16 protein-coding genes and 1 tRNA gene are annotated in these 12,343 nt (G+C 49.2%); 13 read left to right on the plus strand and 4 right to left on the minus strand.

Going from position 1 to position 12,343, the window contains the following annotated elements:
- Nucleotides 1–25: 25 nt before the first annotated feature.
- Genes BCM14_RS01160 through BCM14_RS01170 form a run of 3 tightly spaced genes read left to right on the plus strand, consistent with a single transcriptional unit; the run spans nt 26 to nt 2,228 of the window.
- The gene (locus tag BCM14_RS01160; protein WP_106226176.1) at nt 26–790 is read left to right on the plus strand and encodes an SDR family NAD(P)-dependent oxidoreductase; all 765 of its coding nucleotides are present in this window, start codon (nt 26–28) and stop codon (nt 788–790) included.
- A 47-nt stretch (nt 791–837) separates the two neighbouring features.
- Nucleotides 838–1,392, plus strand: coding sequence for a DUF2889 domain-containing protein (locus BCM14_RS01165; protein ID WP_259673348.1), 555 nt, complete (start codon nt 838–840; stop codon nt 1,390–1,392).
- Nucleotides 1,389–2,228, plus strand: a complete 840-nt coding sequence (locus BCM14_RS01170) for a CYTH domain-containing protein (protein ID WP_106226177.1) — start codon at nt 1,389–1,391, stop codon at nt 2,226–2,228. Before BCM14_RS01165 ends, BCM14_RS01170 begins: the two co-directional genes overlap by 4 nt.
- Here the strand turns inward: BCM14_RS01170 and fabI are convergent.
- The 3 genes from fabI to gloB are packed head-to-tail and all read right to left on the minus strand — an operon-like array spanning nt 2,225 to nt 5,246.
- A complete protein-coding gene (fabI, locus tag BCM14_RS01175) occupies nt 2,225–3,010 on the minus strand; it encodes an enoyl-ACP reductase FabI (RefSeq protein ID WP_106226178.1) in 786 nt (261 codons plus the stop codon). The genes BCM14_RS01170 and fabI overlap by 4 nt on opposite strands.
- 51 nt (nt 3,011–3,061) lie before the next feature.
- The gene (locus BCM14_RS01180) at nt 3,062–4,423 is read right to left on the minus strand and encodes a transglycosylase SLT domain-containing protein (RefSeq protein WP_106226179.1); all 1,362 of its coding nucleotides are present in this window, start codon (nt 4,421–4,423) and stop codon (nt 3,062–3,064) included.
- 4 nt (nt 4,424–4,427) lie between these two features.
- The gene (gene gloB / locus BCM14_RS01185) at nt 4,428–5,246 is read right to left on the minus strand and encodes a hydroxyacylglutathione hydrolase (protein ID WP_106226193.1); all 819 of its coding nucleotides are present in this window, start codon (nt 5,244–5,246) and stop codon (nt 4,428–4,430) included.
- A gap of 51 nt (nt 5,247–5,297) precedes the next feature.
- Between gloB and BCM14_RS01190 the strand changes: the two genes are divergently transcribed.
- From BCM14_RS01190 to BCM14_RS01235, 10 genes are all read left to right on the plus strand, one after another.
- On the plus strand, nt 5,298–6,074 hold the full coding sequence (locus BCM14_RS01190; protein WP_106226180.1) for a class I SAM-dependent methyltransferase: 777 nt from the start codon (nt 5,298–5,300) through the stop codon (nt 6,072–6,074).
- 8 nt (nt 6,075–6,082) lie between these two features.
- Nucleotides 6,083–6,583, plus strand: coding sequence for a ribonuclease HI (gene rnhA / locus BCM14_RS01195; protein WP_106226181.1), 501 nt, complete (start codon nt 6,083–6,085; stop codon nt 6,581–6,583).
- Nucleotides 6,584–6,592: 9 nt separating this feature from the next.
- Entirely contained in the window at nt 6,593–7,303 is a 711-nt protein-coding gene (gene dnaQ, locus BCM14_RS01200; protein ID WP_106226182.1) for a DNA polymerase III subunit epsilon, read from the plus strand.
- A gap of 114 nt (nt 7,304–7,417) precedes the next feature.
- A complete protein-coding gene (locus BCM14_RS01205; protein ID WP_106226183.1) occupies nt 7,418–8,698 on the plus strand; it encodes an MFS transporter in 1,281 nt (426 codons plus the stop codon).
- Nucleotides 8,699–8,847: 149 nt separating this feature from the next.
- Nucleotides 8,848–8,922: transfer RNA gene (locus BCM14_RS01210), tRNA-Val, on the plus strand.
- A gap of 94 nt (nt 8,923–9,016) precedes the next feature.
- A complete protein-coding gene (locus BCM14_RS01215) occupies nt 9,017–9,958 on the plus strand; it encodes a tyrosine-type recombinase/integrase (protein ID WP_106226184.1) in 942 nt (313 codons plus the stop codon).
- On the plus strand, nt 9,892–10,392 hold the full coding sequence (locus BCM14_RS01220; protein ID WP_146129709.1) for a hypothetical protein: 501 nt from the start codon (nt 9,892–9,894) through the stop codon (nt 10,390–10,392). Before BCM14_RS01215 ends, BCM14_RS01220 begins: the two co-directional genes overlap by 67 nt.
- Nucleotides 10,393–10,522: 130 nt before the next feature.
- Entirely contained in the window at nt 10,523–10,837 is a 315-nt protein-coding gene (locus BCM14_RS01225) for a hypothetical protein (RefSeq protein ID WP_106226186.1), read from the plus strand.
- A complete protein-coding gene (locus tag BCM14_RS01230) occupies nt 10,827–11,099 on the plus strand; it encodes a helix-turn-helix domain-containing protein (RefSeq protein ID WP_106226187.1) in 273 nt (90 codons plus the stop codon). The genes BCM14_RS01225 and BCM14_RS01230 overlap by 11 nt, the downstream gene beginning before the upstream one ends.
- A complete protein-coding gene (locus tag BCM14_RS01235) occupies nt 11,096–12,067 on the plus strand; it encodes a hypothetical protein (protein ID WP_106226188.1) in 972 nt (323 codons plus the stop codon). Before BCM14_RS01230 ends, BCM14_RS01235 begins: the two co-directional genes overlap by 4 nt.
- Nucleotides 12,068–12,104: 37 nt before the next feature.
- Here the strand turns inward: BCM14_RS01235 and BCM14_RS01240 are convergent.
- On the minus strand, nt 12,105–12,343 hold a 239-nt coding region (locus BCM14_RS01240; protein WP_259673349.1), incomplete at its 5' end, for an integrase core domain-containing protein.

Raw genomic sequence — 12,343 nt, forward strand, 5'->3', positions numbered from 1 at the left:
TCAATAAAAATAAAAGGGGATTGTTTTGAATTTATTTGATCTGAAAGGCCAAGTGGCGGTGATCACAGGCTCATCGCGTGGCATTGGTCGAGCCATTGCCGAACGAATGGCGGAGCATGGCGCTAAAGTCGTCGTTTCATCACGCAAAACAGAAGCTTGCCAAGCGGTCGTCGATGTCATCAATCAACGTCACGGTGCGGGTTCAGCGATTGCCGTAACGGCTAATATTTCATCCAAGACTGATTTGCAAAATCTGGTGACGACTGCCAAGAGTCACTTTGGCAAGATCGATATTCTGGTTTGTAATGCTGCGAGTAACCCATACTACGGCCCTCAAGCTGGCATTACTGATGATCAGTTTCGTAAAATTCTAGACAATAATATTGTCGCCAACCATTGGTTGATTAGCATGGTTGCACCCGATATGATCGAGCGTCGGTCCGGGTCCATCACGATTGTGTCCTCTATTGGCGGGTTGAGAGGGTCATCGATTATTGGTGCCTATTGCATCAGCAAGGCTGCGGATATGCAGTTAGCCCGCAATCTGGCGGTCGAGTTTGGGCCGCACAATGTCAGAGTCAATTGCATCGCACCGGGATTGATCAGGACGGATTTTGCGCGTGCACTTTGGGAGGACGAGGCCTTGTTACGTCACCGAGAAGAGACAATCCCCTTGCGCCGTATCGGAGAACCCGACGAGATAGCAGGTACTGCAGTGTTTTTGGCGTCAAAAGCCGCGTCTTTCATCACGGGACAGAATCTTGTCGTAGACGGTGGCAACACCATCTGACCAGCAAGCTAAGATAGCCCCTCCGTCTACTTACAGGAAGTACGCTCGTGCCATTACCAGCCAGTGTCGAAAGAGAAGAGCTTCATCACCGTCAGATCGAGATGAGGGGTTATCAACGTAAAGACGGCCTGTTCGATATTGAAGGGCGAGTCATCGATACAAAATCAGCGCCGTTCTTGGGACAAAGAACCATGAAGATGGTTCCTGCTGGTCATCCCATACACGACCTGTCGATTCGACTGGTTGTTGACGAAAATTTATTGATCGTTGACGCCATCGCATCGTCTGATGCAACGCCTTTTGCCGTTTGCAAAGAGGCGGCAGCCACGCTGTCCACCTTGGTAGGCGAGAGAATTGGCTCAGGCTGGACAAAGTTAGTTAGGGAGCGGATGAAAGGATCCAAGGGTTGCACACACTTAATGGAGTTGCTTGGCCCCATGGCCACAACGGCCATGCAGGCGTTATGGCCTTTGAACAGCACCAAACCAATTCCAATTGACGCCAATGGTCGACCATTGAAAGTTGACAGTTGCTATGCCTATTCGAGTGAACGGGTGGTGATCAAGCAGCTTTGGCCTGAGCATTACACTGGGCCTAAGTGAAACAAGCTCAATACAAACTCGATAAGAGAGTAACTAATCGAGAGTACAAGCTCTTGCTGAAACCTGCTGGGCTGGATCGACGCAGTCGCATTATGCAACTCGACTCGTTGCTCTCAGCCTTTTGTTCCAAAAGCGCTGTGACCTTCTTTCATTCAGACAATGCCAACACGGGTTTACGTAACGTTATTTTTTACGACACCCCTGAGCAAGACCTGCGCCAAAATAATCTGATACTGCGCGTGCGCGAGTCAAGACAGAACGTGTGGGTAGACGACTGGTGCGAAGTGACGTTCAAATGCCGGGCCGGTGATGTTGCGCAGTCAATGGTCTTTGATCCGACGCCAAGCGCGAGTCATCCATTCAGACTGCGATTTAAAGAAGAGGTTTTGCGTGGTGATCAGCTCGGCACTGCAAGATCAATTTACTCAAATAATTCAATACTTGATACGGTACCTATCGATGCTTTGTTTAAAAAGACGGTACCGAGCGCAGTGAAGTTTTTCCCCGATCTGGCGCGACTGAATTTGTCAGCCTCAACACCAGTTCGTATTGTCGGTGGTCGAACAAATAAAATCCTGGAAGCGTGTTTGCCGCTGGGGACCTTGATGTTTGGTAGCGGTGTTCAGGCTCATTGCGATGTGGCCATCTGGATGCGAAGTGTGGGTGATCCCATTGTGGGTGAGTTGGCGTTTTCTTACCGGGTCACCGATGAAAATCGCGACAAAGTCAAAGCGCATCAGCGCGCCGACCAATTTTTCATGGCTTTGCAGCATGCGATCGCTGACTGGTTGCAGACGGGAACAACCAAGACTGAGCTGGTCTATCGCCAGCGTTAATCGCCCATGCCTGGGGTCACGGTCGAGAACCCTGAATCCACGTGGGTGATCTCACCAGTCACACCGGCGGCCAGATCTGAAAGCAAAAACGCCGCAACGTTGCCAACATCTTCGATCGTGACGTTGCGGCGCAAAGGTGCGTGTGCTTCGACAAACTTCAGGATGCTTGAAAAATCTTTGATTCCACTCGCGGCCAGAGTCTTAATGGGGCCTGCCGAGATCCCGTTTGCACGAATACCCATCGGGCCTAGGCTTGACGCGAGGTAACGCACACTCGCTTCAAGTGATGCCTTGGCTAAACCCATGGTGTTGTAATTGGGAACAACTTTTTCAGCGCCCAAGTAGGTGAGCGTCAGAACGGCAGCCTGACGACCTGTCATCATAGGCAGGGCCGCTTTGGCGAGTGCGGGAAAGCTATAGGCAGAAATGTCGTGAGCAATGCGAAAGCTTTCGCGTGATAAGCCTTCAAGAAAATCCCCTGCAATCGCCTCGCGCGGTGCGAAGCCGATCGAATGGACAAGTCCATCAAGGCCGTCCCAGGCTTTGGCCAGTTCTGTAAAGGTTGCGTCGATCTGGCTATCTTCGGCCACATCACAAGGCAAAACAATGTTGCTGCCAAAATCATTGGCGAACTCGACGACGCGATCCTTAAAACGATCGCCGACGTAAGTGAAGGCGAGCTCTGCGCCTTGTTGATGGCAAGCTTTTGCGATCCCGTAAGCAATTGACCGGTTTGATAAAACGCCGGTAATCAATAGTTTTTTGCCGGTTAGAAAGCCCATATCAGTCCTTGTTTGCTGTGCAGTAAAAGTATTAATCAGTCAATGGATTGCTCAGCGATCGTTGGTGCTTGGCAAACGCAGCTTCGTACCAGGCTTCAACGTATCACTTTTTAGTTTGTTCAACGATCGAAGTGCGACAACCGTTGTGTCATGCTTTTTTGCAATTGTAGGCAATGTATCGCCTGCGCGGACGACATAAATTTTTATCTTAAGGTCCGGCTTCTTGTCGTTGCTCGTGTTGCTGGCGTTGTAGCGCCCAGCTAGACGAGGAGGACTTGAATCAGTGAATGGGGCGAGTTCTAGCCCTCTACCAGCTGGTCCAGGGATCTGGAGCGACTGATTGCTGGCGCTAGGCGTTGATGCGGGTATGTTGTTTGCATCGCGCAATCGAGACTCAGAGACACCGAATTTTTTTGCGATATCGGCAAAGGTTTCGCCTTGAGACGCTTCGTAGATTTTCCAGGACGAGAGCTCGCCTTTGTATTGTTCAAGATTAGTCTTAAATATATCGACTTTGTTTTTGGGCAAAATCAGATGAGACTCTTCGTCAGCCACCATCACTGATGTGTTGTGAGAAGGATTGAGCGCCTTAAACTCATCGATCGGCATTTCGGCTAGCTGCGCAGCAATCGCGATGTCTATCGATGAAATCTTTTTAACAGCAACGAAATAAGGTTCGTTGTCTACTTGAGGTAAGAGCACTGCATATTTTTCAGGGTCTGCAACAATATTTTTAATGGCTTGAAGCTTGGGGACGTAATTGCGCGTCTCGTCTGGCATCTTAAGCGACTCGTAGTTTGCAGAGAGACCAGCAGCGAGGTTGCGATCGATGGCTTTTTTTACCGAGCCTTCCCCCCAGTTGTACGAGGCCAGTGCTAGATACCAATCGCCTTGAAAATCATATAAAAAATCAAGATAGTCGAGCGCAGCATTTGTTGAAGCAATCGGATCCCGACGTTGATCGCGCCGCCAATCCTGCTTTAATTGAAACTTTGTGCCTGTGCTCGGAATAAATTGCCAGAGTCCTGCGGCTTTGGCCCTTGAATAAGCCGTTGTGTTAAATCCGCTTTCTACAAAAGGCAACAAGGCCAGCTCGGTTGGCATGCCACGGCGATTGATCTCATCCACGATGTAATAAAGATATTTGCCTGCCCTCTCTGCCATTCTTTGCATCGCCTCGGGATGTGAGGCGTAATAGGTTGTCCATTTGTCAACCAGTGGCGAATTGAGGTTGGGGATGGAGAAGCCTCGGCGGATGCGCTCCCAGACGTCGGTGGGCGGGACGGTCAGGTCGATCGTGCGTGACGTATCCCGAGCAATAAAGCGTTGTGGATTGGTGTCGGTACTGAAGGGGCCCGCGCAGCCGACCAGAATAACAACGACAAGCACGAGAAGGAGTTTTAGCTGTCTCATGTGCTCAGCGGAAAACGTTTTTCCAGGCGCGCAATTGTGTGAATACGTCAAGCGTTGTCGTCAGTGGTGTATGGGCCCATTGGCTGGTTTTCGTGGCAATGGTGCTTTGATTGCATCTTAAAAAAGGGTTGGCAGCGAGTTCTTGTCCGATTGTGCTCGGTAAGGTTGGGATGTCTTGTGCGCGCTGTTGTGTGACGGCTTGTTGCCAATTGATTAATGCTTGGTTATCAGGCTCGGCTGCGACAGCGAAGCGCAGGTTGGATGCAGTGTACTCATGCGTGCAGTAGACCAGTGTCTCTGTCGGGAGGGCTGCTAACTTACTGAGTGAGCTATGCATCTGTTCTGGGGTACCTTCGAAAATACGACCACAGCCTCCCGCAAACAGGGTATCGCCACAGAACACCAGACGAGTGGCGCCAACGTGCCCGTAATAAGCGATATGCCCAGCCGTGTGGCCAGGGATATCCAGCACACTGAGCTCAATTCCGAACTCGGGGATAATCACTTGATCGCCTTCTGAGAGGGAATGATCGCAGTGAGGCAGGGCTTCAGTTGCGGGGCCGTAAACGCTCGCAGGTGTTGTTTGCAACAGTTCGGCCACCCCACCGACATGGTCTTGATGATGATGGGTGAGTAGAATGCTGGTGAGTACCAGACCCGCTTGGGCTAGTGCCGCTAACACCGGCGTGGCGTCACCCGGGTCGACAACCAGGGCTTGACGACCATTGGATACCATCCAGATATAGTTGTCTGCGAATGCTTTGATTGGCGTGATCACGCAAGTGGTGCCTGTGTTGCTTGGTAGACCAGGGATTTGAGCCATGGTTGTCGCCTTGAATTTTGTATTATCCATAAACCAAGTTTTAGGACCCGGATGTCATCTAAAAAACACGCCATTGTAGAGCTTGCTGACTGGTTGCAAACTGACCCGGGTCGGTATATGCAAAACTGGGAGCAAACCCGGGTCGATGCGGTGGTCTCAGATATTTTTGGCTATCATGCCTTACAGGTTGGGATGGCTCAAATTGATTTATTGCGCGCTAACCGTATGCCTAATAAAGCGTGGACGAGTCCTGTAATCGATGCCTCGACACATTGTTCCCAAACCAGGCCTAACTTCGTGCTTTGTGAGTCAGAGGCGTTACCGTTTGAATCACAGAGTATTGATTTGCTTGTCTTGTCTCATGGGCTTGAGTTGAGCGCCAGACCTCATCAAGTATTGCGTGAGGTCGAGCGAGTGCTTGTGCCAGACGGTAGGGTGGTGATCTCTGGTTTTAATCCTTTTAGTCTCTGGGGCCTGCGCCATAGCTTGCCTTATTTGAAACCCTGGTTGCCCTATTCGCAGGCGAGTGCTGTATCCTTGCCGCGCCTGAAGGATTGGTTAAAACTGCTGTCTTTCGACATTGATCGCGGCTATTTCGGTTGTTACGTACCGCCTTTTATGTCTGAGAGCTGGCTTAAGCGCTTTAGCTTGATGGAGCACGCAGGCGATCGCTGGTGGCCAGTTTGCGGCGCTGTCTACGTACTGTCGGCAGTGAAAAGAGTCGAAGGCATGAGGTTAATCAAGCCATCCTGGCGTAGCTCGCAAAAATTGAAAGTTGCAACCAAAGCCACAGGCGTGGCGATGAATCACGAACAGCAAGGTAATTGAGTAAAGCGATGACCGAGAGCATTAAGAGCGAAGCCGCCAGTTTCTTTGAAAATCCGGATGAAGAGGGGATCATTGAAATCTGGACTGATGGGGCCTGCAAAGGTAACCCTGGTCTGGGTGGCTGGGGCGTATTGCTGCGCCGAGGTGCCCATGAAAAAACGCTCTGCGGTGGTGAGCGTTTGACGACCAATAACCGGATGGAAATGATGGCAGTCATTGAGGGCTTAAGGGCCTTGAAGCGACCTAGCCAAGTCCGTTTGCATCTTGATTCGCAGTATGTGCAAAAAGGCATCACTGAGTGGATTCACGGGTGGAAGCAACGCAATTGGCGCACGGCCGATAAAAAACCCGTCAAAAATGCTGATTTATGGGTAATTCTTGATGAATTAGTTCAGAATCACAAGGTGTCTTGGCACTGGGTGAGAGGTCACGCGGGGGATCCGGGCAATGAACGTGCTGACCAGCTGGCAAATAACGGGGTTGAACTTGCTCGTCGGCAATCCGTTTAAACTGGCGTCATGCGCTGGATAATTCTCGATACTGAAACCACTGGTCTGAACGCCTCGACGGGCGATCGCATTATTGAACTTGCGGCAATTGAGGTCGTTAATCGTAATTTAACGGGGCGCGATTTTCATACGTATTTGAAGCCAGATCGTGATAGTCATCCCGAGGCACTTCAGATACACGGCATCACAACTGAGTTCTTAGCAGACAAACCTCGGTTCGAAGATGTGATTGATGATTTTCTCGACTTCATCGAAGGCTCAGAATTGATCATTCACAATGCGCCGTTTGACGTCAGGTTCTTAAACGCAGAATTGCAGCGCATCGATCGTGGCGTGATAACCGACTATTGCCTTGAGGTCACCGATTCGCTAGCGTTTGCCAAAGCTTTGTATCCCGGCAAGCGCAACTCACTTGACGCGTTGTGTGATCGTTATGGCGTATCTAACGCGCATAGAACCTTGCATGGTGCGTTGCTGGACTCGCAGCTGCTGGCAGAGGTCTGGCTTGCCATGACTCGAGGTCAGGATAGCCTGCTTGATGATCCTCATGACCTCAGTACAAGTGATCTATCCTCTCAACGACTTCAACGCAGAGCCGCCGTCGATCTGCTGGTGCTTGAACCGACTGATGAAGAACTCGCTGATCATCAAGCTTATCTTGATGTGCTGGATAAATCGGTGAAGGGCACTTGCGTCTGGCGCAAAATAGAAGCGCAATAAACTTGGTCTTTAGCTAGGGTTATCCCTCGTTTAAACCGCGTATCGGAGCCTCGCCTGCTACCTATAATGGCGCCTTGATTGCGGTTAATCCGCCGTGGTGCATAAGGAACAATCATGACAGACTCTATTCAAGCCGAAAACATTTACAGGAAGGTCACCCTCAGGCTGATCCCCTTTTTGTTTATTTGCTACTTGGCGGCGTATCTTGACCGCGTTAATGTGGGCTTCGCGAAATTACAGATGTTGTCAGATCTGAAGTTTAGCGAAACCGTCTATGGTCTAGGCGCTGGTATCTTTTTTATTGGTTATTTTATTTTTGAAGTCCCAAGCAACATCCTGCTTGAGAAAATCGGGCCTCGCGTCTGGATTGCCCGCATCATGATCACTTGGGGTGTGTTGTCATCCTGCATGATGTTCGTCAGTAGCGAAACCAGTTATTACGTGCTGAGATTTTTGCTCGGTATTGCTGAAGCGGGCTTTTTTCCTGGCATCATTCTCTATCTGACTTACTGGTATCCACAAGCTCGTCGTGGCCGCATCACAGCCTTATTCATGACCGCGATCGCGTTTTCGGGTGTGGTGGGTGGTCCCTTATCTGGCTGGATTATGTCTAGCTTTGCAGGCATGTATGGCATCGCTGGTTGGCAGTGGTTGTTCTTGCTGGAAGGGCTGCCTTCTATTGTTCTAGGTGTCGCAGTGATTATTTATCTTGACGACTCTGTGGTCAAGGCTAAATGGTTGACTGATGAAGAGAAGACTTTCTTGCAGTCTAAACTTGATGCGGATGCTCAGACGAAAGTCCATTTGCCTATTGCCAAGATTTTCACAGACGTTCGTGTCTGGCTGTTCAGCGGGATCTACTTTTTTATGGTGATGGGGCTCTATGGCATTGGTTTCTGGTTGCCTAACCTGATTAAAGCGGCTGGTGTTACTGACGTGCTGAACAATGGCCTGCTCTCTGCCATCCCTTATTTTGTCGCTGCGGTAGCGATGGTGCTGGTCGGCAAAAACTCTGACCGCACGGGCGAACGTCATTGGCATTTGATAAGTTTCTCGCTGATTGGCGCTGTGGGTTTCTGGTTAAGCACATTGAATCCAACCAACATCACTTTCTCGTTGATTGGGATCACCATCGCTTGCGTGGGTGTGTTGTCATCAATTGCCTTGTCCTGGAGCTTGCCAACGGCCTACCTCACAGGCACTGCAGCTGCAGCCGGTATCGCCATGGTGAACTCAATCGGTAACTTGTCAGGTTTTGTCAGCCCCTTTATCGTGGGTTGGATCAAAGACGTGACGGGTAGTCTGACAGGTGGCTTGTATTTCTTGGCAGCTAGCATCGCTTGCAGTGCTTTGCTGGTTGCGTTGACTAAGCGCTTGAAGCCAGTGCGGCAGTAAATTTCGTACGGTAAGTCACGTTGTGCGGAAAGGCCTGATTCATCAGGCCTTTTTGCTTCCTAACTGTGTATAATCGCGCTCTTGCCTGATAACGGCAACACCAGCATGAAAATATTCCAATCCTGCCACCTCATGTGCGTATCAAGATTGGGCGGTTAGCTCAGTGGTAGAGCACTGCCTTCACACGGCAGGGGTCACAAGTTCGAAACTTGTACCGCCCACCACAACTGCAGTAACATATTGATTCTTGAAGGAGATTACGCGCCTCGCAGCGGGTTTTAACAACATTCCACGGCAGTGGACTGACTGGAAAACCAAATGCGTAAATCCTTCAATATGTCGTTGGCGATGTCCCAAGTCGCCTACCAACCGGCTCAAGAACTCACTTTTGCCGAACTTGTGAGCGCCTATTGTGCCGTTCGTTGTGATGACACAGACGTGCGTACCCGAAAGTGGCTTGACGCTTTCGGCGCTCGTTGCGCCTGGGAAATCTCAACTGAAGAATTGACGGTTGCTCATCAATCAATGATCGAGCACGGCTACTCAACGTCTGCCGCCAATCGTGACGTGTCAGCGATTGGCAGTATTTATCGCTGGGCAATTGATAGACGAATTACGCCCTTGGGCTTTAAATCACCCACCGTGGGCGTGCGTCGTGCCCCTGAGCCCATTCGCCTCGTATACGTCAAACAAGAAAAAATAGATTCGCTGCGTGCACGAGCGCTAGCTTTCCCTGATCGCCGTTTTGGTTTGTTTGTATCGCTCTTGATTGATAGTGGCGCCCGCAAATCTGAACTACTCGAACGGGTCTGGGCTGATGTGGATCTTGCCCGACAGCAGATAATCCTTCCAACGAGCAAAAACGGTAAGCCTCGAATGCTCTTTTTTACCGATCAAACGGCCAACCTTATTCGACGGATGACATCGAACAAAGAAGCCGCCAAATTGATATTTGAAGGCCGTGTGCTTGGGCGCCCATTGGATTTCAGAAAGTCTTGGGCCCTATTGACAGCTGAGGTTCGTTTGATAGACTTTCATATGCATGATGTCAGGCACTATAAGGCAGCACAGTTGCTTCGCGCAGGAATTAGCATTGCAGTCGCCGCTCAAATTATGGGGCACTCTGCTGCGGTATTAGAAAAACGTTATGGGCATTTAGAAACAGAAAGCTTGCAAAGTGCACAGGAGAAAGCATGGAGAAAAAGTTCATCAGTGTCAGTGATATTTGGAGACGAGGCGAAGATATTCCCGACATTGTGACGGCCATTGAAGCAAATGGGGTTTACCACTTCGACGAGTATCGCCGGTATGGGAAAGCAAATCCTACTGAGTGTCTCGGCGGACTAAAATTCTTGTGGGATTGGAAACACGGTGAGACGAGTCCGATGATTGATTTTGAGACTGGAGATGTTCTCTACGATCCCAGCTTGAAATTAGATGGGTATGGGTGGTACGAGAATGATTTGCCCCAGTTCGGAACATCTGAGTCGACCCAAAAGCTAAGACCACAAACTAATCGCACTGAGAATAACTATCTTAAGATAATAGCTAGCTTATGTGAAAAGCTCGAATTTGATTGGCGTAAATGCTCTGCAGCGGAATTTGTAAATCTGACAGAAACTCAAGGTGAATGCATTCTAAAAGACGACACCGCGCGTAAATACTTGCAGCTGATGAGAAAGGTCGTGGATTAAAAACCACAAAAATCGTTAAGCCTTTCCGACTTATGAGGCCAGATTCCTAATTAGGAATCTGGTCTCTTTTTTTACGCAAGTATTACTCCACAGCACCTACTGCGAGGCGCTAATTTTCAAGGAGTTAAAAATGATTAAGCATAAAGGAAGGCTAGATATTCGACCTGAGTGGCAACCGGCAATCGTCGGCTGGCAACGCTTTGTAGCTGCCCGTCCAGACCTCAATTTAAAAGGCAACCAAAATGGCTTGACCTGGTTCATCCGAAAGCACCGGGTTAGTGCGGTGCAGGCTGGGGTCATTTGTAAGATAAATGGAATGTGGATTTGTGATGTTGAGAATTTTCCGGTGTTCATCTTCGACGCACTGCTGGAAAGTTTCTCATCAACGTCCGTTTTGTCGCCTGCTAATCATAAATCTTTGCTAGGAGACAAAAATGGCGCCTGAAAAATATCGTCTAGATACACCTTCGGCGCCAGGCCCATCACGATCGATCGAAGAACTTCAGACATCTGCGCGAGAGGATGTGACCCTGACGCCACTGCTCTCAAGAAGGGAGGCGGCAGTCTATCTAGGCCTATCGGTCCGAACTTTAGCAATTTGGGCTTCCACCGGAAGGTACGCTTTAGAAGTAGTCAAAATTGGTAGGCTGTCAAAATATCGAAAATCTGCTCTAGACAAATTTATTAATGATCGGGCAACGTTATGAAAACCTCAAAAAAAATTTATAATCGATGGCCGAAATTACCATTACTTGATTTCACTCAGAATTCAAAGGCATTGGGCGCGATTCGATCGCCTAACAGTAATACTCCAGATGCAACGATTGAGCGTGAACAAAGCATCGCAGTTGATTCTAGGTGGGAACATGTACTTTCTCCGGTGGTCGAATTTAAGATTGCCATCGATCACATTGTTCACGCACCTAGAGCACATTCGATACAGGACAGGCATTACACGGTCCTCGCTAAATATGGAATTGAATGGTCGACGCTGAGTAAAAAAAGTGAAATAGCAAAAGTAGAATCGCAGCATCTTGGTTTAGTCAATACTTGGCCAGACCACTTTTTTCGAAACTTTATCTTCGGTCACTTTGATTCAATCAATGAAGGCGATCTCGACTTCAAAGTAGTCGGACGGATGCCCTTCTGGACTAGGGTTGGAAGGCTTTGGAGAGAGCACCATATCCTCACTTCAGATCAGCAACTGCCTGATTTTGAAGTACAACAAAAGTCAGCATCAATAGATCGAGACAATAGGAGAGACGAAGCAGACTCCAACGGTCGGCTGTATGGTGGAATACCTCTTGTTGAAGCCGGTGAAGGCAGAAATCGATATCAGTTTTATTGGAAATACCGTTTAGATCAGTATGTCCGCCTTCGTGTTTACTCATATCCTGCGCCTGAAAATTTAAGACTGCAGCGCGTTCCTTTCAGCACGAGTTTGTTCTGTTTGCATTTTCAGGAAGAGGTCGGTAAACCGATTAGGACTTGTCTGATGCCGCTGCGTGATCTCGCAAGTCCGATACTTGAGTCATATGGCGTAACTTGGATCCCAGATGTTTGGTACGGATATTTCTTACCGTGGTCAAAGGTAATCGTAGAGGGAAAGTCTCTTCGTTGGCATCATCGCTTTCAACCTAAGCGCCTTTGGCGAAAACTGGTTTATGGCGGCTAGTCATCGCCTTGACCTGTCTGGTTTTATCGGACCATTTTCATTTTGAAACGACGGCTCCGGTTGTTGAACTGCTTTTCCATTCAGACACGTACTCAAGCCGCGTTTGATAATCCAAACTTGAATGCGGTCTGATCGTATTGTAATGTTCCCGCCACTGCTCGATTAAAACCTTTGCGTGCTCTCGGCTATGAAACCAGTTCATTGCCAAACACTCATCCCTAAACTTGCCATTAAAACTTTCGTTGGTGCCGTTCTGCCATGGCTTGCCTGGCTCGA

The organism is Jezberella montanilacus (genome assembly GCF_003003055.1).
GTDB classification, from domain to species: domain Bacteria; phylum Pseudomonadota; class Gammaproteobacteria; order Burkholderiales; family Burkholderiaceae_B; genus Zwartia; species Zwartia montanilacus.